The following is an 18,527-nucleotide window of genomic DNA, read 5'->3' as shown; positions in this document are numbered from 1 at the left end:
TTGGGTATTCGCCTTCTCAGTCTCGAGCCCCGGTCGCGTCCCGGTGGCCGGGGCGGACCACGGTCGCTCCCGGAGCCGGCGACGGAGCAACCCGTGCCGACTTGCACGTCCCGGACGCCCGCAGAGCCTCAGCGATCCTCTCCGCCCCGGACGCGTCCCGGGCGAGAAACGCCGTCGTGGGTCCCGATCCCGACACCAGCGCGGTGAGCGCCCCCGCCGCACGCCCGGCGTCCAGGGTCTGCGCCAGCTCTGGGAACAGGGACAGCGCGGCCGGCTGGAGGTCGTTGGAGACCGCCGCCGCGAGCGCTCCGGTGTCCCCCTTGGCCAGCGCCTCCAGCAGATCCTGTGAGGCGACGGGTTCCGGGATCCGCACTCCTTCGCTGAGCCGGTCGAACTCGCGGAACACCGCGGGCGTCGACAGCCCCCGGTCGGCCATGGCGAACACCCAGTGGAAGGTCCCGCCGACCTCGAGCACCGTGAGCTTCTCGCCCCGCCCGGTACCCAGCGCCGCCCCGCCCACCAGGCTGAACGGCACATCGCTGCCCAACCCGGCGCAGATCTCGAGCAGTTCCTCGCGTGACGTCCGCGTGCCCCACAGCGCGTCGCAGGCCACGAGCGCGCCGGCCCCGTCCGCGCTGCCGCCCGCCATTCCGCCGGCGACGGGGATGTCCTTGGCGATGTGGATGTGCACGGCCGGTTCGAACCCGTGGCGGCCGGCGAGTGCCAGCGCAGCCCGGGCCGCCAGGTTCGTGACGTCGAGCGGCACCTGTGCGGCGTCGGGGCCCGAGCAGGTGACGCGCAGGGCATCGGCCGGGGTCACCGTGATCTCGTCGTACAGGCCGACGGCCAGGAAGACGTTCGCCAGGTCATGGAAGCCGTCGGGACGGGCGCCGCCCACCGCGAGCTGCACATTGACCTTGGCGGGGACACGTACGGTCACGCTCACTGCTGGGCCTGCTCCTCGTTCTCGGTGCTGTCGTTCCCGGTGCTGTCGTTCCCGCTGTTGCGGTTCTCGGCGATGCGCGCGAACTCCTCCACCGTCAGCGACTCCCCGCGGGCCTGCGGCGAGACCCCGGCGGCGACGAGCGCGGCCTCGGCCCTGGCGGCCGACCCCGCCCAGCCGGCGAGCGCGGCCCGCAGCGTCTTGCGCCGCTGGGCGAAGGCGGCGTCCACGACGGCGAACACCGCCGCCTTCGACGCGGCGGTCTTGACCGGCTCGGCCCGCCGGACCAGCGAGACGAGCCCGCTGTCGACGTTGGGCGCCGGCCAGAAGACATTGCGTCCGATGGCCCCGGCGCGCTTGACGTCGGCGTACCAGTTGGCCTTCACCGACGGCACCCCGTACACCTTCGAACCGGGTGGGGCGGCCAGTCGGTCGGCGACCTCGGACTGCACCATCACCAGCGTCCGCTCGATGCTCGGGAAGGTGTCGAGCATGTGCAGCAGGACGGGCACCGCGACGTTGTACGGCAGGTTCGCGACGAGGGCGGTGGGCGCGGGGCCCGGCAGCCCGGTGACGTGCAGGGCATCGGAGTGCACCAGTGCGAACCGCTCCGCGCGCTCGGGCATCCGCGCGCCGATGGTCGCGGGCAGCGCCCCCGCAAGGACGTCGTCGATCTCGACGGCCGTGACGCGCTCGGCCACCTCCAGCAGCGCCAGCGTCAGGGAGCCGAGTCCCGGCCCCACCTCCACAACGACGTCCTCGGGACGGACGTCGGCGGTGCGCACGATGCGCCGCACCGTGTTGGCGTCGATGACGAAGTTCTGGCCGCGCTGTTTGGTGGGGCGCACACCGAGGACGGCCGCGAGTTCACGGACGTCGGCGGGGCCCAGGAGGGCGTCGGGGGTGGAGCTGCTCACGGAGCAAGGGTACGGGGCGGTGTGACGGCGCCGCGCACGCACGGCCGCGGGCCGCCCGGGCCTCCCCCGGTGCCTTGTGAGCCAGGGGCGGCCCGGGCCTCCCCCGGTGCCTTGTGAGCCAGGGGGAGGCCCGTGGACGGTGCCGTCCCCGGAGGAACGGCGGCGGTTGCGGCTTCAGCGGTAGAGGTGCGGCCCGCAGTGCGGCCAGGGACTGGAGCCCTGGCGCACGTACAACTTCTTGGCCCGGTACGTCTGCTCCGAGGACGGAGCGTCCTGCGGCCGGCCGGAGCCGCCCAGGCTGCGCCAGGTGCGCCGGTCGAACTGGTAGAGGCCTCCATAGGTGCCCGACGGGTCCACCGCACGCGCCCTGCCGCCGGACTCGCAGGTGGCGAGCCCGTGCCAGTTCAGGCCCTCGGCGCCCCTCACCGAGTCCGGGTGCCGCCTGGTGCCCACCCGGATCAGCTGGGTCCTGGGCTCCTGCACCACCTCGGACTCGATCCGCTTCGGCTTCTGCCGGACGCCGTTGACGGTGCGCAGGACATACGTCACCCGGCGCGTGCCCGGCCGCCCGGCGCGGACCACGACCTCGGTGCCCCTGAACAGACGCGGGTCCCGGGTGCGCCGCACGTCGAACGGGATCTGCTCCTCGCGGATCTCCTTCGAGCCCTTCACCCTCAGCACGGTCACCGTCTGGCCGTCGCGCGGAAAGCTGTCCGGCCGTGCCGAGGTCGTGTCCTGTCCGCGCAGGACGATGCCGGCCTGCTCGACCGCCTCGCGGACGGTCGCCACGTTGGTCCGGATCGTGCGCGGCCGGCCGTCCGCGATCACCGTGACCGAACGCTCGGTGCGGATGTTCAGCGCGAGTCCCTCGCGACCGATCTTCCGGGAGCGCACGGTGGACAGAAAGGCGCCCTCCGCGCGCACTCCGAACTGCTGGAGCGCACCGTCGACGGTGCGCGCCGTGGTCCACACCTGGCGCCGGTGGCCGTCGACGGTGAGGAACAGAGGTCGCCCGTAGCGCACCACGACATCGTCCCCGCTGGCCAGCGGGGTCCCGGGCGCGGGCGAGACGACGTCGTGCGCACCCACGGAGACCCCCTCCTCGGTGAGCAGTTCACCCACGTCGGCGGCGAAGGTGTGCAACGCGCGCGGCCGGCCGTCCACGGTGAGTTCGATCGCCTTGTCGTTGGCGACGAACGCGGTGGTGCCGCCGGCGAGGAATGCGACGACCAGTGCCTGAGGGATGAGACGGCGGACGGAATCGGGGCGGGAGCGGCCCTTTCCGCGGCGCGCGGCGTGCCGGGCCTGGGCACGGCCCGGCGGACGGGCCGTCGTCTCCGGCTGGCCCGGCCTCGGTCCCGCTATGTCCCCGGCGTGCACGGTGTGGGCCCGCGCCTCGTAGGCAGGCCGGTAGGTGTCCGGGTACGCCGGGCCGTAGGGCTCGTGATCCTCGTACGCCGGGGCCGGGTCGTACGTCCCGCATGGCGAGTACTGCCGATTGCTCACGACGACACGCTCCAGAGAGGTCCGAAACGGGAGACCAGAACCTAGCGCCTGGCCGTCACTCTCCAAAGCAACGTCGTTACTCGGTGTGGCGACACGCTTTCACTCCGAAACACCCGGAAATCCGGACGTTCCGGCGCTCCGGCCCCACGCCTGCAACCGGGTGAAATCACGTTCAGTAATCGAAGGCGCGCGCCGTGTTCCTTGCGATCGCCTCCGCCAGCACGTCCTCCTCGAGCCCCTTCACGGCGGCCATCGCGCGGACCGTGATCGGAACGAGATAGGGGGCGTTGGGCCTGCCCCGATAGGGCGCGGGAGTGAGGAACGGGGCGTCGGTCTCCACCAGGACGAGGTCGAGCGGGGCCACGGCGAGAGCCTCCCGCAGCGGTTGCGCGTTCTTGAAAGTCATGTTTCCCGCGAACGACATGAAGTACCCGGCGCGGGCGCAGGTCTCGGCCATCGCCGCGTCACCCGAGTAGCAGTGGAAAACCGTCCGCTCGGGCGCACCCTCCTCCTGCAGAATGCGCAGCACGTCGGCGTGGGCGTCACGGTCGTGGATGACCAGCGCCTTGCCGTGCCGTTTGGCGATCTCGATGTGCGCGCGAAAGGAGCGTTCCTGGGCGATCCTGCCCTCGGGCCCGGTGCGGAAGTAGTCGAGCCCGGTCTCACCGACGCCCTTGACGTGCGCAAGGGCCGCGAGAGCGTCGATCTCGGCGAGCGCCTCGTCCAGAGCGGCGTCACCGCCCGGTTCGCGGGCGCCCTGCCGGGACCAGCCGTCGGGGTCGCCGCCGACGATGCGGGGCGCCTCGTTGGGGTGCAGCGCCACGGCCGCGTGCACGGACGCGTGCGCGGCGGCCGTCTCCGCGGCCCAGCGCGAGCCCTTCACATCGCAGCCGACCTGCACGACCGTGGTCACGCCCACCGCCGCCGCCCTGGCGAGCCCCTCCTCCACCGTCCCGGACTGCATGTCGAGGTGGGTGTGCGAGTCGGCGACGGGCACGCGCAGGGGTTCCGGAAGCGGGGGCGGCCCGTTCTTGTCGGACGCTTGGGAAGGCATGCTCCGATCCTACGAAAGGGCCGCGCCGCCTCTCGCCCGGGAGGATCCGTTCACCCCGCCTTGCGATGGTGAAACATGTGGAGCAGGTCCGAGAGGTGCCAGTGGTGGTGCTGCCCGGTCTCCTGCGCCCGCGCCGCCGCCTCGTCCAGGGTCTCCTCCCCGGCGGTCCGCCCTGCCGGGTGGTGGTGCCGGTGCATGGAGTTCTGGACGGAGGACACCTGGCCGGGGCGCATGATGCGCACCACGTGGCTGTCGCAGTTCAGGCAGCTGGGACGGCTCAGCGGCGACGGGACGACGCGGCCGCCCGCCACATACATCACGAACTCGTTGCCGTCTCCGTCGAGGTGGTGCTCGATGTCGTACGACTGCTCCCAGCCGTGCCCGCACCGCATGCAGGCGAAGGAGTAGGACTCCTGTACGACGGCGGTGGCCATGCCTCGGTCGGCCTGCCCGATACCGGCCGCCTCTATCCGGCCGGTGCGTCCTGCGATCTCACTCATGCCAGCTCCTCTTGTCCGCTGGACAAGCGCCCCGGTGAGGCGGGGTTCCCCCGGAATCCCGCGAGGTCCCACTGTGGGCGAGGGACGGGGACGTCCCTTCACCCAGTGGACGACTTCACCAGCGCGAACGCATCAAGGCCTGCCGAGTGTTGGAGGCGATTTGGAGTCCGCTTGCCAAATCGACCCGAACGCACCGTTATGGCTTTGCCTTCGGCGACAGCTCTTTGCCCGTCCATGGGGCGTCCGCTCATGGGAGATGATCCCTGCTCGGAGGGGGTGTGGCCTCACGCGGACCGGTCGGCGGTCTTGGCCGCCACCACCGCGTCGAAGACCTCCCGCTTCGGCACGCCCGCCTCGGCGGCGACCGCCGCGATGGCCTCTTTGCGCCGTTCGCCCGCCTCTTCGCGCACCCGCACCCGGCGCACCAGCTCGGTCGCGTCGAGCTCCTCGGCGGCCTTCTCGCCCGCGCCCTCCACGACGACGGTGATCTCGCCCCGTACACCCTCGGCGGCCCACTCCGCCAGTTCGCCGAGCGGACCCCTTCGGACCTCCTCGTACGTCTTGGTCAGCTCGCGGCAGACGGCGGCCCGGCGCCCGGCGCCGAAGGCCTCGGCCATGGCGTCGAGGGTGGCCTGGAGCCGGTGCGGGGCCTCGAAGTAGACGAGGGTGCGCCGCTCCTCGGCGACCTCACGCAGCCGTGACAGCCGCTCGCCCGCCTTGCGCGGCAGGAACCCCTCGAAGCAGAAGCGGTCCACGGGCAGCCCGGACAGCGCGAGCGCGGTGAGCACGGCGGACGGACCGGGCACGGCCGTGACGCGGACGTCCTTCTCGACGGCGGCGGCGACCAGCCGGTACCCGGGGTCGGACACGGACGGCATCCCCGCGTCGGTCACCAGCAGCACCCGCGCCCCGCCCTCCAGCGCCTCGACCAGCTCGGGCGTCCGGGCGGACTCGTTGCCCTCGAAGTACGACACGACACGCCCGGCCGGCTGCACGCCCAGCGCCTGCGTGAGCCGGCGCAGCCGGCGGGTGTCCTCGGCGGCGATCACGTCGGCGGTGGCAAGCTCCTTCGCGAGCCGCGGCGGAGCGTCCTCGATGTCCCCGATGGGGGTGCCTGCGAGGACCAGGGTTCCGGGCGTAGCTGTCACGTTTCCATCCTCCCAGGCGCGGGCCGTACCCGATCGGAGGGGCCAAGCGCGGGACTCACACAGACGCGTTCCCTACGATGGCGCCGTGACCAGTACCGCGTCCTCCACGGACACCCGGCAGGGCCAGGCCACCGAAGAGCACCGGCCGGCATGGCAGCAGCGGCTGCGCCGTTTCGGATACACGGCGCGCCCCACAGGCGACGTCCGTGACCGGCTGGTGCCGCCCTACAGCGAGCCCAGCCCCCGTGTCTGGGGGGCGCTCGGCCTGCGCAAGGAGGTCGCGGACCGCCTCACCCGTTGGTCGGGCTGGGGCGGCCCGCTGCTCGTGACGCTCGTGGCGGGGCTCATGCGGTTCTGGAACCTGGGCAGCCCCAGGGCGGTGATATTCGACGAGACCTACTACGCCAAGGACGCCTGGGCGCTCATCCACAACGGATACGAGGCGAACTGGGCCAAGGACGCCAACGACCTGATCCTCAAGAACCACGGGCATGTGGCGATCCCGACGGACGCCGCCTACGTGGTGCATCCGCCGGTCGGCAAGTACGTGATCGGGCTCGGCGAGCTGATCTTCGGGTTCAACCCGTTCGGCTGGCGGTTCATGACGGCGCTGCTCGGCACGCTGGCCGTGCTGATGCTGTGCCGCATCGGCCGCCGGCTGTTCCGCTCGACCTTCCTGGGCTGTCTGGCCGGTGCGCTGATGGCCGTCGACGGTCTGCAGTTCGTGATGAGCCGCACCTCGCTGCTGGACGGCGTCCTGGAGTTCTTCGTGCTCGCGGCCTTCGGCTGCCTCCTCATCGACCGGGACAGGGTGCGCGAGAAACTGGCGGCGGCGCTTCCGGCGGACGCCGACGGCCGGGTGCGCCCGGACCCGCACACGGCGGAGACGGTCCGCTTCGGTCTGCGCCCGTGGCGCTGGGCGGCGGGAGTGATGCTCGGTCTCGCCATCGGCACCAAGTGGAACGGCTTGTACTTCCTGGCGGCGTTCTGTGTGATGGCGGTCCTGTGGGACTACTCCGCCCGCAAGGTCGCCGGGGCCCGGCAGAGCGCCACGGCGGTCCTGAAGCGCGACCTGGGTCTGACCTTCCTCGCCACGGTCCCCGTCGCGATCTGCGTCTACCTCGTCTCGTGGATCGGCTGGATCCTCTCCCCCGCCGACGGCTCCGGAGGCTACTTCCGCAACTGGGCGGCCACCGACGGCAAGGGCGGCACCTGGGCCTTCCTGCCCGACTGGCTGCGCAGCCTGTGGCACTACGAGCACGAGGTCTACCTGTTCCACGTGGGCCTGTCGTCCCCGCACACGTACCAGTCGAACCCGTGGAGCTGGCTCGTGGTGGGCCGGCCGGTCTCGTACTTCTACGAGTCCCCCTCCCCCGGCGAGTCGGGCTGCCCCGCGGACGCCGGCGACAAGTGCGCCCGGGAGGTCCTGGCGATCGGCACCCCGCTGCTGTGGTGGGCGGCCTGCTTCGCGATCCTGTACATCCTGTGGCGGTGGGCGTTCCGCCGCGACTGGCGGGCCGGCGCGATCGCCTGCGGGATCACCGCGGGCTACCTGCCCTGGTTCATGTACCAGGAGCGCACGATCTTCTACTTCTACGCGGTCGTCTTCGTCCCGTTCCTGTGCCTGGCGGTGGCGATGATGATCGGCGCCATCATCGGACCACCCGGCTCGGACGAACGCCGCCGACTGGTGGGAGCGGCGGGCGCGGGCATCCTGGTCCTGCTGATCGCCTGGAACTTCATCTACTTCTGGCCCCTGTACACGGGCACCGCGATCCCGATCGACCAGTGGCGGTCGCGGATGTGGCTCGACACCTGGGTCTAGCTGCTCAGGCGTAGCAAGGGGCGCGGCGACCTGCCGCGCCTGCTTCGTCGTTGTCGGTCGTCGGCGATTGCCGCCCACCGCCCCCGGACGGCCCGGTCAGGGCGCCCCGGGAGAAGTGCCCAGGGCCAGGTCGCGGTCGACGATCACCGCTACCTTGCCCACCACGCCGTGGCCCGACTTCAGCGACTGGAGCCCCGCGTTGATGGCGTCGACGGCGCTGTCGATGGTCCGGCCGATGTGCGGGACCACAAGCCCCTGCTCCGCCCACTCCATCGCCAGATCCATCCCCTGCCGGAGAAGGGCGCGCGCCTCGCCGTCGAGCGTGGCGGGCTCGGAGAAGTAGCGCAGCAGATTGACGTCGACACGCTCGGCGCCGCGCTCGGCCAGGATCGCGTCCACAGGGCTGTGGGTTTCGGCCAGGCGCGTCGTCCTGCCGGGGCCGACGCCGAGCACGATCCAGCTGCCGCCCCGCCGGACGGTCTTCGCGCTCTCGACGAAACCCTGCTCGCTGTAGGTGGCGTCGAAGACGAGGTCGACTCCCCGGCCGCCGGTCAGCCGGGCGATGTCGGCGGCGATGTCGTCGTGCTTGTAGTCGAAGACGTGCTGGGCACCGGATTGCCGGGCCAGTGCGATGGACTGCGGCGTACTGCCGCTGCTGACGACCATTCCGGCACCCAGCGCACGCGCTGCCATCTGCACGGCCAGATGCCCGACGCCGCCCCCGCCGCCCGGGACATAGACCGTGTCGCCGGTCTGCACCGCTTTGTGAAGACCCGCGAACGCGGACAGAAAGCACATCGGAAGCGCCGCCGCATCGCGGAAGCTCAGGGACGGTGGTTTGCGGGCGGTGAGGAATCGGTGGGCGAGGGCATAGCCGCCCTCGCCCCCGCCGGATGCGACCCAGCCGCCGTCACCGTCCAGATCGGCCAGGGCGGCCACCGCGTCGCCGACGGTCACATCACCGACATCGTGACCCACGGCGACCACCACACCGGCGAGGTCGAGCCCGAGGCCGACAGGGGGCGTCCGTCCCATGAAGTTGAGCTCGGCCAGCTTGTACTCCAGCGGGTTGAGCGACGAGGCAGCGACGCGGATGAGCACCTGGCCCGCCGCCGGCTGCGCGACGGGAATCCGCACCGCCTCGAGCGGCAGCCCGGCCCGGTCATGTGTGTAACCGACGCCGAGGAACGCCTCGGGAGTCTTCACGGTCTGCTTCATGACGCTGCCACCTCCGCAGCCACTCGTATCGGGACGGACCCCGCCACCTGAAGCCGGCCCCGCTGTCCCCGTACCACCATGTCCGATTGTCGTGGACCTGCGCGCTGCCGCCAGCGGTGACGGCGGCGCAAGCACGACGAAGGGTGCGTGGCCTGCGGTCATCGCAGGCCACGCACCCTTCGTGCCACTGATCGCCGCCGTCTGCAGCTCATGCTCTGCCTTACCCGGGCCGGATCGTCAGGAGACGATCCGGCCCGTTCGTGCTCTGCAGTCTCCAACGCCGATGTCGGATCGCTCAAGGCGTACCGGGTGGAGGCGGAGGACCCGTTCACCAACCCGGAGGGAGCCAAGGGCATCGGCGAGATCTGCGTCGTCGGCACCGCCGCGGCGATCGCCGACGCCGTCCACCACGCCACCGGCGGCCGCGTCCGTGACCTGCCGATCACTCTGGACAAGCTGCTGAACCAGGTCGGCGCCGGGCAGTCGTGGAGCGGGTCGGGCGCCGCCGTCGTCGTTCAGGTATGTGGTTCGATGTGGGGGTTTGGGTCATGTATCTGATCACTCTTCGGCCAATAATCAAACACGCCCGTCACAACCTCCCCGAGGGCCGCCTACAGTGCGAGATCTACGGGGAGGGGATGACGCGCCATGCGCAAGGGGGTCAAGACCGCCATAGTCGGCGGGGTGTTCATGGTCATGGTGGGGGGTGCCGGGTACGGGGCGTACAACTTCCTGACGGCACTGAACGGGGACACCTCCTCCGGCAGCAGTGTCGGCGGACCGGCGCCCGTGAAGACCGGACCGCCGTCCGCGAGCGAGGTCAAGGAGGCGAGTGCCAAGTTCCTCGCCGCCTGGCAGAAGGGCGACGCGGCCGCCGCCGCCTCGTACACGAACAACGCCGGGGCCGCCGAGCAGTTGCTGACCGCCTACGGCACCAGCGCGCACATCACCAAGGTGCACATCACTCCGAGCGCGCCGAGCGGTGACTCGGTGCGGTACTCGGTGAAGGCGACGGTGTCGTACGGCGGGAAGTCCGAGCCGCTCGCCTACGACAGCGAGCTGACGGTCGTGCGCGGTGTTACCACCGGGCGGGCACTGGTCGACTGGCAGTCGTCCCTGGTCCATCCCGCCCTGGAGAAGGGCGACACGCTCGTCACGGGTGAGGCCAAGGTCCCGCCCATCGAGGCGGTGGACCGGAACAACACGGTCCTGACCGCGGCCAAGTACCCCTCGCTCGGACCGATCCTGGACGCGCTGCGCGAGAAGTACGGCGACAAGGCGGGCGGCAGGCCCGGCGTGGAGCTGTCCGTCGAGCGCGCCGATCCGAGCGCGCCGAGCAAGACCCTGCTCACGCTCGCCAAGGGCACCCCGGGCAAGCTCCGCACCACGATCAGCGCCCCCGCGCAGGCGGCGGCCGAACAGGCCGTGCGGCAGTACGCGGAGTCGTCGGTGGTGGCGGTCAAGCCGAGCACGGGTGAGGTGCTCGCGGTCGCCAACCACCGGCAGGACGGGTTCAACGCGGCCTTCGAGGGACGGCTCGCGCCGGGTTCCACGATGAAGGTCATCAGCGCGGCGACGCTCATCGACAACGGCGTCACCAGCATGAACGGCCCGGCGCCGTGTCCTGAATCGGCCGTCTGGCAGAGCCAGACGTTCCACAACCTCCAGGGTCTGGTCCCCAACGAGCAGGCCACGCTGGCCAACAGCTTCATGCGGTCGTGCAACACGGCGTTCGTGAAGTACGCGGACGCGGTGAAGGTCGACTCGCTCACCCGGGAGGCCGAGGACCGTTTCGGGCTCGGCCAGGACAACTGGAAGACCGGCATCGTCTCCTTCGACGGGTCGGTGCCCGCCTCCGGCGGCCCGGACACCGCGGCCAACCTGATCGGCCAGGGCCAGGTCCAGATGAGCCCGCTGAACATGGCGTCGGTCACGGCGACCGCCACCACCGGTGCGTTCCGGCAGCCGTACCTGATCTCGCCGAAGCTCGACGGCCGCCAACTGGCCCGGGCCAGGGGCCTGTCCGCCGGTACCGTCGCCCAGCTGAGGGCGATGATGCGGCTGACGGCGACCCAGGGCACGGCCGCACACGTCATGGCGGGGCTCAGCGGTGACATCGGGGCGAAGACCGGCTCGGCGGAGGTCGACGGACAGACCAAGTCCAACAGCTGGTTCACCGGCTACCGGGGCGATGTCGCCGCGGCGGCCATGACCCAGGAGGGCGGGCACGGCGGCGACGCGGCCGGTCCTATCGTCGCAGCTGTGCTACGAACCGGCGGCTGAGGTCACCCGCGCCGACCCGGGACTCTAGTGTGGTGTTCTCGTTGAGGAACGTGGGGGCACCGGGGGACCTGGGGACTGCGGAGGATCGGGAGCTGTGGGCAAGAGAAGGCGCGCCGCCGAGCGCAGGAAGAGCCGCCCGCTGGTGGTCGGAGGACTGATCGCCGTCGTCGGTGTGGCCGGAGCGTTCGGCGCCTACAGCCTGCTCGGCGGCGCGGCGGCCGACGACGGCAAGGCGTTCCGGGGCGTGCTCAAGCCCGCGAAGACCGGGCCGCCGTCCGCCTCCGAGGTCCGCACGACGGCGGCGGCGTTCCTCACGGCCTGGCACCAGGGCCAGGTGGCGAAGGCCGCGGCCGTGACGGACGACTCGGCGGCCGCGACGCAGGCCCTGACGGGTTACGGCAAGGACGCGCACATCACCGGGGTGACACTGACCCGCGGTACTCCGTCCGGTGCCTCGGTGCCGTTCTCCGTCAAGGCGACGGTGTCGTACCAGGGCAAGAGCAAGCCGCTGGCGTACGGCTCGAAGCTGACGGTCGTGCGCCGGGCCGAGGACGGTCTGCCGCTGGTCCGTTGGCAGCCTTCGGTGATGCACCCGGACATGGCCGAGGGCGACCGCCTGGTGACGGGGGAGGCGGGCACGCCACCGATCAAGGCCCTCGACCGGGACGGCGGCGAGCTGACGACGGGCAAGTACCCCTCGCTCGGGACCGTGCTGGACGGTCTGCGGGAGAAGTACGGCAAGAAGGCCGGCGGCAAGGCGGGCGTCGAGCTGCGCATCGTACGCAAGGCGGCGGCCAAGGGCAGCCAGAAGGTGCCCGACAAGACGCTGGTGACGCTGAGCGAGGGCACGCCGGGCACGGTGAAGACGACGCTGAGCCCGACGCTCCAGGCGAAGGCCGAGCAGCAGGTGTCGCAGAAGGACAAGGCCTCCGCGGTCGTCATGCGCCCGTCGACGGGCGAGATCCTGGCCGTGGCGAACTCGAGCCACGGCTTCAACGCGGCCTTCCAGGGCTCCCTGGCACCTGGCTCGACGATGAAGATCGTGACGTCGACGCTGCTGTTCGAGAAGGGGCTCGCGCACGCGGACAAGCCGCACCCGTGCCCCAAGTACGTGACGTACGGCGGCTGGAAGTTCCAGAACGACGACAAGTTCGAGATCAAGAACGGCACGTTCAAGGCGAGCTTCGCGGCCTCCTGCAACACGGCCTTCATCAGCCAGGCGGAGAAGCTGAAGAACGACGACCTCACGAAGATCGCCCAGCAGATCTACGGTCTGAGCATGAACAACTGGGCGATCGGCGTCCCGTCCTTCGACGGCGCGGTCCCGGTACAGAACGCGGCCCAGATGGCGGCCTCCCTGATCGGCCAGGGCAGCGTCCGCATGAATCCGCTGAACATGGCCTCGGTGGTCGCGACGGCCAAGACCGGCGTCTTCCACCAGCCGTACCTGGTCTCACCGTCGGTGGACGACCGCACGCTGGCCAAGGCGACCCGCACCATGTCGGCGTCGACGCAGGCCCAGCTCAAGGAGGTCCTCCAGTACACGGCCGCGGCCGGCACCGCCGCCAAGGCGATGGCGGGCCTGGGTCCCGACTACGGCGCGAAGACCGGCTCGGCCGAGGTGGACGGCCAGGAGCAGCCGAACGGCTGGTTCACGGCGTGGAAGGGCGACCTGGCCGCCGCGGGTGTGGTCCAGCAGGGCGGCCACGGCGGTGACTCGGCGGGACCGATCGTGGCGTCCCTGCTGCGCGCGGGGAGCTGACCCGCGACCGGTCGTGTCCCCTCGCCGCGGGCCCGCGGCGAGGTGGCCCTCGGCCGCATCCGCGGCATCGGGCCCCGCGGATGCGGGGCGGCTAGGAGAAGCGCTGCCCGGCGGCCCCCGCCGTGTACGTACGGCGCAGGAAGCGCAGCAGCGCCTTCGACTCCAGCTGCACCACCTCGACCCCCCGCTGCGAGTGGAACTCCATGACCGCCTGGACCCGGCCGCAGGGCCAGATACGGACATCGCCCTTCTCGGCCGGGGCGCGCAGCCCCCTCTCCAGGAGATCCCGCGAGAAGGCCCACTCGTGCGGTCCGGGCAGACCGATGCTGACGGATCGTGGATCGGTGTCGGGGTCGTAGCGAAGAACGATGGGAACGGCGTCCGGGGCTTCGGGGGAATCCGTGACGACATGGGCTCGTGCGTACTGCTCCACAACTGTCATGGGACCGCTCCTCACGTTGCGTCACCCACACAGAAGGTGAATCCACTACTTCTCTAATGTCTCATATCAGGACAAAGGCGGCTTTCGATGCTCGCAAGAGGTAGTCACGGAAACCAAGCTCTTGCAATAGCTTCGCAATAAGCCGCTATCCTCCAACGGTGCATGTACCCGACGGATTCATCAACGCCCCCACCTCCGCCGCAACCGGTGTCCTCGCCGCGGGTGCCCTGGCCGTCAGCCTCAAGGGTGCCCGGCGTGAACTCGACGAACGCACCGCGCCGCTCGCCGGCCTGGTGGCCGCGTTCATCTTCGCCGTACAGATGCTGAACTTCCCGGTCGCCGCCGGTACCAGTGGACATCTGCTCGGCGGGGCGCTGGCCGCCATCCTGGTCGGGCCTTTCACCGGGGTCCTGTGTGTGTCGGTCGTCCTCCTCATGCAGGGGATCCTCTTCGCCGACGGCGGACTGACGGCCCTGGGCGTCAACATCACCGACATGGCGATCGTGACCACCGTCGTCGCCTACGCCGTCTTCCGCGGTCTGGTCAAGATCCTCCCGAGGACGCGCCGCTCCGTCACCGTCGCCTCCTTCCTCGCCGCACTGCTCTCCGTCCCGGCGGCGGCCGTCGCCTTCACCCTGATCTACGCCGTCGGCGGCACCACCGATGTCTCCATCGGCAAGGTCGCCACCGCGATGATCGGCGTCCATGTGCTCATCGGCCTCGGCGAGGCCGTCATCACCGCCCTCACCGTCGGCGCCGTCATCGCCGTACGCCCGGATCTCGTGTACGGCGCCCGGGGTCTTCAGCAACGCCTCAAACTGCGCGTAGGCGGCGAACTGGTCGACGCGCCGGCCACCGGGCCCGCACCCGTGCCGGCCGCCGCCCGGTCCCACCGCAGGCTGTGGATCACGGGTCTCGTCACCTCCCTCGTCCTCGCGGGCTTCGTCAGTTTCTACGCCTCCGCCAGCCCCGACGGCCTGGAGAAGGTCGCCGCCGACCACGGCATCGACGGCACGGCGCGGCAGCACGCCTCCGCCGACTCCCCGCTCGCCGACTACGGCGTCAAGGACGTGGACGACGCCCGCCTGTCCGGCGGTCTCGCCGGTGTGATCGGCGTCGGAGTCACCGTCGCGGCGGGCAGCGCCGTCTTCTGGGCCGTCCGCAGGCGGCGCGCCGAGAGCACCTCCCCGGCCGCCTGAGATGAGGACGCAAACCGGACCCTCTCGAGCGAGGGGAGGCGAGCGCGGTGCCGCGCACCGGCTCTACCGGCACGGGCACTCTCCCGTGCACGCCCTGCCGCCGCACACCAAACTCGCCGCCACCTTCGCCTTCGTGGTCGTCGTGGTGTCGACACCGCGCGAGGCGATGTGGGCGTTCGCGCTGTACGCCGTTCTGCTCGGTGCGGTGGCGCACCGGGCCCGTGTACCGGCCGGGTTCCTCCTCAAGCGCCTGCTGATCGAGGTCCCGTTCGTCGCCTTCGCCGTGCTGATGCCGTTCGTCGCGGAGGGCGAGCGTGTCGACGTCGCGGGGCTCTCGCTCAGCGTCGGCGGGCTGTGGGGCGCCTGGAACGTGCTCGCCAAGGGCACCCTCGGCGTCGCCGCTTCCGTTCTGCTCGCGGCCACCACCGAACTGCGCGAGTTGCTGCTCGGACTGCAGCGCCTCAAACTCCCGCCGCTCCTCGTGCAGATCGCCTCCTTCATGATCCGCTACGGCGACGTCATCACCGACGAGATGCGGCGGATGCGCATCGCACGGGAGTCGCGCGGCTTCGAAGCGCGAGGCATCCGGCACTGGGGCGTCCTCGCCAAGTCCGCGGGCGCGCTCTTCATCCGCTCCTACGAGCGGGGCGAGCGCGTCCACCTGGCCATGGTCAGCCGCGGATACGCCGGCTCCATGCCGGTCATCGACGAGGTGTCCGCGACCCGTGCGCAGTGGTCGCGCGCCCTCGCCCTGCCCCTCGCCGCCCTCGTCGTCTGCCTGTTGGGATGGACCCTGTGACACCTTCGCTGGAAGTGGCCCGACTGGCCTTCGCGTATCCGGACGGGCACCAGGCCCTGTTCGGCGTCGACTTCACCGTCGCGCGCGGTGAGCGGGTGGCACTGCTCGGGCCGAACGGCGCCGGGAAGACCACGCTCGTGCTGCACCTCAACGGCATCCTGACCGGCGGCACGGGCACGGTGAAGGTCGCCGGGCTGCCCGTCGGAAAGAAGCACATGACCGAGATCCGGCGCCGGGTCGGCATCGTCTTCCAGGACCCGGACGACCAGCTCTTCATGCCGACGGTCCGTGAGGACGTGGCCTTCGGGCCCGCGACGGCCGGGCTCAAGGGCGCCGAGCTGGAGGCCCGCGTCGACCGCGCCCTGGAACAGGTCGGCATGGCGGACTTCAAGGACCGGCCGCCGCACCACCTCTCCTTCGGCCAGCGCCGCCGGGTCGCGGTGGCGACCGTGCTGGCCATGGAACCGGAGATCCTGGTCCTGGACGAGCCGTCGTCGAACCTCGATCCCGCCTCGCGGCGCGAACTCGCCGACATCCTGCGGTCCCTTGACGTCACGGTCCTCATGGTCACCCACGACCTGCCCTACGCGCTGGAGCTGTGCCCGCGCTCGCTGATCCTCAGCGAGGGCGTCATCACCGCGGACGGGAAGACCGGCCAGCTGCTCGCCGACGACACGCTCATGCGCGCGCACCGGCTGGAACTGCCCTACGGCTTCGATCCCCGATCCGTGCCGTCGGCGGTGGACCGCTCCCGGTGACCGCCGTCACGCCCGGCTGGTGGACGGGTCCCGAGCTGCCCGCCGCCCTGCGGCGCCGGCACCGGAACATCGGCGTCGTGCCCGTGCCGGGCTGAGGAATCGAAGGCGCAACGACGGTGTTGGAGTCACTGTCGCAGGCGGATGAAAGGGAACACGGGCGTGGACGTGAACGGCGCTGTGGCCGAGGGCTTCGAGCCGGTCAGGGAAGCGTTCCTCGGGAACTTCGAGACGATGGGGGAACGCGGGGCGGCGGTCGCCGTGTACCGCAACGGCCGCAAGGTCGTCGACCTGTGGGCCGGGACGCGGGACATCGACGGCACACACCCCTGGGAGCGGGACACGGCCCAGATCGTCCGCTCGGCCACCAAGGGCGTGGCCGCGGCTGTGCTGCTGATGCTGGCCGAACGCGGAGAGCTGGACCTGGACGCCCCGGTCGGCCGGTACTGGCCCGAGTTCAAGGCGCAGGGCAAGGAGCACACCCTGGTGCGGCACGTGCTGGCGCACCGGGCCGGGGTGCCGGCGCTGGACCTTCCGCTGACCCCCGCCGAGGCCGCCGATCCCGATCTCGCCGCCGCGGCGCTGGCCGCCCAGTCGCCTCTCTGGGAGCCCGGCACGGACCACGGCTACCACGCTCAGACGTACAGCTGGCTGACCGGCGAGCTGGTCCGCCGGGTGACGGGCCGGGACCTCGGCGCATGGATCGCGGCCGAGATCGCCGGGCCACTCGGCCTGGACCTGTGGGTCGGACTCCCCGAGGCCGAGGCGCACCGCGTGGGCCGGGTCGGCCCCCTCGAGGTGCCGGCCCAGGCCGGGACGCTGCGCACCCGCCCCAAGCGCGCGGTCGCGGACGCCTACGCCGACCCCGACAGCCTCACCCGCCGTGCCTTCGCGGCGATCACCCCACTGCCCGACGAGAACGATCCCGCCTACCGCGCGGCCGTCCTGCCAGCGTCCAACGGCATCGCGACGGCCGACAGTCTCGCCCGCTTCTACGCCGCGTTGGCGGGCGAGGTGGACGGCGTCCGTCTGTTCGCACCGCGGACGCTGGAGCACGCCCGCGCGGATGCCTCGGCGGGCCCCGACCGCGTTCTGGTGGTCGGCACCCGGTTCGGCCTCGGCTACATGCTTCACGGCGGTGCCTCGCCGCTGCTCGCCCCCGGTTCCTTCGGTCACCCGGGCCGCGGTGGCGCTCTCGGCTTCGCCGACCCCGAGTCCGGCATCGCCTTCGGCTATGTCACCAACGGCTTCCGCCAGAGCGTGACGGCGGACCCCCGGGCGCAGTCCCTGGTACGGGCGGTACGCGCGTCCCTCGGGTGACCGCGCGGCCCGGACGGCCGTGAGGCCCGCACACGGTGTCGTGCACGGGCCTCACCGGTACCGGCTTCCCCGGGACCTGTTCAGTGCGTCAGCGGATGCGACGTCCTCCCCGACGCGTCGTCGATCTCCCCGTGCGCCTTCGTGAGCAGCTGCATCGCGAGATCGTTGAGCGCACGCGCCCCCGCGATCTCCTCCCCCACACGTGGCTGATTAGCGTCGGTGTGGTGGCGGCTTGCGTACCCGTGGGACCGGACCTCGTTCCCGTCGGGAAGCCGTACGAGTGCCGCCGCCCGCGTACGCTCCTGGTCCTCCTCGAATTCGAGTTCCACATGCCATCCGACTGCGGTGTGCATCATGTCGATCACCTCCGGAACCGCTGATTCCAGGGTGCCCCTCCTTGTACGGCTGCGCACGGCCGTACCTCAGCCCGGCTGATCGCTGTCCTTCATGTCCCCCCAGCCGTGCCACCGGTCGATGGTGATCCAGGCGCTGACCCGACCGCGCTCCCGGTCCGGGTAGGACCTGCCGATGTAGTGCTCGGAGACGCGGTCGATGTCGCTCAGGTCCTTGTCGGCCTCCATCTCCGTGACCCGGCCGACGACGGTGACATGCGTGTACCAGTCCCCCTTGTCCAGGACGGTGAGGCTCAGACGCGGATCACGGCGCAGATGCGTGAGGCGTACGCGTCCCTCGTCCATGTTGACGAGCACACGGCCGTCCTCCTCCCACAGGTACCAGGTGGGAGTGGAGACGGGCTGACCGTCGGCGCGCAGGGTGGCGATGACGGCCGGGTTGGGGCGGCGCAGCATCTCGACGGCCGCGGCGGGCAGCGGGGGCTTGGACATATGGACTCCTC

At 71.2% G+C, this 18,527-nt stretch carries 18 protein-coding genes; 8 read left to right on the top strand and 10 right to left on the bottom strand.

What is annotated here, in order from left to right; all coding sequences use genetic code 11:
- Positions 1-16: 16 nt before the first annotated feature.
- From ADL25_RS28435 to rsmI, 6 genes are all read right to left on the bottom strand, one after another.
- Positions 17-946, bottom strand: coding sequence for a 4-(cytidine 5'-diphospho)-2-C-methyl-D-erythritol kinase (locus tag ADL25_RS28435; RefSeq protein ID WP_059130690.1), 930 nt, complete (start codon positions 944-946; stop codon positions 17-19).
- Entirely contained in the window at positions 943-1,860 is a 918-nt protein-coding gene (gene rsmA / locus ADL25_RS28430; RefSeq protein ID WP_059130689.1) for a 16S rRNA (adenine(1518)-N(6)/adenine(1519)-N(6))-dimethyltransferase RsmA, read from the bottom strand. The genes ADL25_RS28435 and rsmA overlap by 4 nt, the downstream gene beginning before the upstream one ends.
- A gap of 174 nt (positions 1,861-2,034) precedes the next feature.
- Positions 2,035-3,366, bottom strand: a complete 1,332-nt coding sequence (locus ADL25_RS28425) for a resuscitation-promoting factor (RefSeq protein WP_079050619.1) — start codon at positions 3,364-3,366, stop codon at positions 2,035-2,037.
- A 172-nt stretch (positions 3,367-3,538) separates the two neighbouring features.
- On the bottom strand, positions 3,539-4,420 hold the full coding sequence (locus ADL25_RS28420; RefSeq protein WP_059130687.1) for a TatD family hydrolase: 882 nt from the start codon (positions 4,418-4,420) through the stop codon (positions 3,539-3,541).
- Between the two features lie 50 nt (positions 4,421-4,470).
- Positions 4,471-4,920, bottom strand: a complete 450-nt coding sequence (locus tag ADL25_RS28415; RefSeq protein WP_059130686.1) for a hypothetical protein — start codon at positions 4,918-4,920, stop codon at positions 4,471-4,473.
- A 284-nt stretch (positions 4,921-5,204) separates the two neighbouring features.
- Positions 5,205-6,068, bottom strand: a complete 864-nt coding sequence (gene rsmI, locus ADL25_RS28410) for a 16S rRNA (cytidine(1402)-2'-O)-methyltransferase (RefSeq protein WP_059130685.1) — start codon at positions 6,066-6,068, stop codon at positions 5,205-5,207.
- A gap of 85 nt (positions 6,069-6,153) precedes the next feature.
- On the opposite strand from rsmI, the gene ADL25_RS28405 reads away from it, so the two are divergent.
- Positions 6,154-7,893 carry a dolichyl-phosphate-mannose--protein mannosyltransferase gene (locus ADL25_RS28405; RefSeq protein ID WP_059130684.1) on the top strand — a complete coding sequence of 580 codons (1,740 nt, stop codon included), beginning with the start codon at positions 6,154-6,156 and terminating at the stop codon, positions 7,891-7,893.
- Positions 7,894-7,989: 96 nt separating this feature from the next.
- Here the strand turns inward: ADL25_RS28405 and ADL25_RS28400 are convergent, their stop codons facing one another.
- Positions 7,990-9,111, bottom strand: coding sequence for a quinone oxidoreductase family protein (locus ADL25_RS28400; RefSeq protein WP_059130683.1), 1,122 nt, complete (start codon positions 9,109-9,111; stop codon positions 7,990-7,992).
- Between the two features lie 309 nt (positions 9,112-9,420).
- Here ADL25_RS28400 and ADL25_RS49900 point away from each other — a divergent pair, with 309 nt between their 5' ends.
- The 3 genes from ADL25_RS49900 (at position 9,421) to ADL25_RS28385 (ending at position 13,156) form a co-directional block, all read left to right on the top strand.
- On the top strand, positions 9,421-9,669 hold the full coding sequence (locus ADL25_RS49900) for a hypothetical protein (protein WP_059130682.1): 249 nt from the start codon (positions 9,421-9,423) through the stop codon (positions 9,667-9,669).
- 90 nt (positions 9,670-9,759) lie between these two features.
- Entirely contained in the window at positions 9,760-11,394 is a 1,635-nt protein-coding gene (locus ADL25_RS28390; RefSeq protein WP_059130681.1) for a penicillin-binding transpeptidase domain-containing protein, read from the top strand.
- Positions 11,395-11,488: 94 nt separating this feature from the next.
- Positions 11,489-13,156 (top strand): penicillin-binding transpeptidase domain-containing protein, encoded by a 1,668-nt coding sequence (locus ADL25_RS28385; RefSeq protein WP_059130680.1) that lies wholly within the window; start codon positions 11,489-11,491, stop codon positions 13,154-13,156.
- A 91-nt stretch (positions 13,157-13,247) separates the two neighbouring features.
- On the opposite strand, the gene ADL25_RS28380 is transcribed toward ADL25_RS28385, so the two are convergent.
- The gene (locus ADL25_RS28380) at positions 13,248-13,598 is read right to left on the bottom strand and encodes an SsgA family sporulation/cell division regulator (RefSeq protein WP_059130679.1); all 351 of its coding nucleotides are present in this window, start codon (positions 13,596-13,598) and stop codon (positions 13,248-13,250) included.
- A 158-nt stretch (positions 13,599-13,756) separates the two neighbouring features.
- Here ADL25_RS28380 and ADL25_RS28375 point away from each other — a divergent pair, with 158 nt between their 5' ends.
- The 4 genes from ADL25_RS28375 (at position 13,757) to ADL25_RS28360 (ending at position 17,671) form a co-directional block, all read left to right on the top strand.
- Positions 13,757-14,797, top strand: a complete 1,041-nt coding sequence (locus ADL25_RS28375; protein ID WP_059130678.1) for an energy-coupling factor ABC transporter permease — start codon at positions 13,757-13,759, stop codon at positions 14,795-14,797.
- A 1-nt stretch (position 14,798) separates the two neighbouring features.
- Positions 14,799-15,596, top strand: coding sequence for a cobalt ECF transporter T component CbiQ (gene cbiQ / locus ADL25_RS28370; protein ID WP_059130677.1), 798 nt, complete (start codon positions 14,799-14,801; stop codon positions 15,594-15,596).
- Positions 15,584-16,354 carry an energy-coupling factor ABC transporter ATP-binding protein gene (locus ADL25_RS28365; RefSeq protein WP_059130676.1) on the top strand — a complete coding sequence of 257 codons (771 nt, stop codon included), beginning with the start codon at positions 15,584-15,586 and terminating at the stop codon, positions 16,352-16,354. The genes cbiQ and ADL25_RS28365 overlap by 13 nt, the downstream gene beginning before the upstream one ends.
- 159 nt (positions 16,355-16,513) lie before the next feature.
- On the top strand, positions 16,514-17,671 hold the full coding sequence (locus ADL25_RS28360; RefSeq protein WP_059130675.1) for a serine hydrolase domain-containing protein: 1,158 nt from the start codon (positions 16,514-16,516) through the stop codon (positions 17,669-17,671).
- Between the two features lie 80 nt (positions 17,672-17,751).
- On the opposite strand, the gene ADL25_RS28355 is transcribed toward ADL25_RS28360, so the two are convergent.
- Positions 17,752-18,027, bottom strand: coding sequence for a DUF1876 domain-containing protein (locus ADL25_RS28355; protein ID WP_059130823.1), 276 nt, complete (start codon positions 18,025-18,027; stop codon positions 17,752-17,754).
- Between the two features lie 66 nt (positions 18,028-18,093).
- A complete protein-coding gene (locus ADL25_RS28350) occupies positions 18,094-18,516 on the bottom strand; it encodes a PPOX class F420-dependent oxidoreductase (RefSeq protein ID WP_059130674.1) in 423 nt (140 codons plus the stop codon).
- Positions 18,517-18,527: the final 11 nt, after the last annotated feature.

This window comes from Streptomyces sp. NRRL F-5122 (genome assembly GCF_001507435.1).
Taxonomy (GTDB): domain Bacteria; phylum Actinomycetota; class Actinomycetes; order Streptomycetales; family Streptomycetaceae; genus Streptomyces; species Streptomyces lannensis.
The sequence above is the reverse complement of the archived record's forward strand: the minus strand, read 5'-3'. Positions and strand labels throughout refer to the sequence as shown.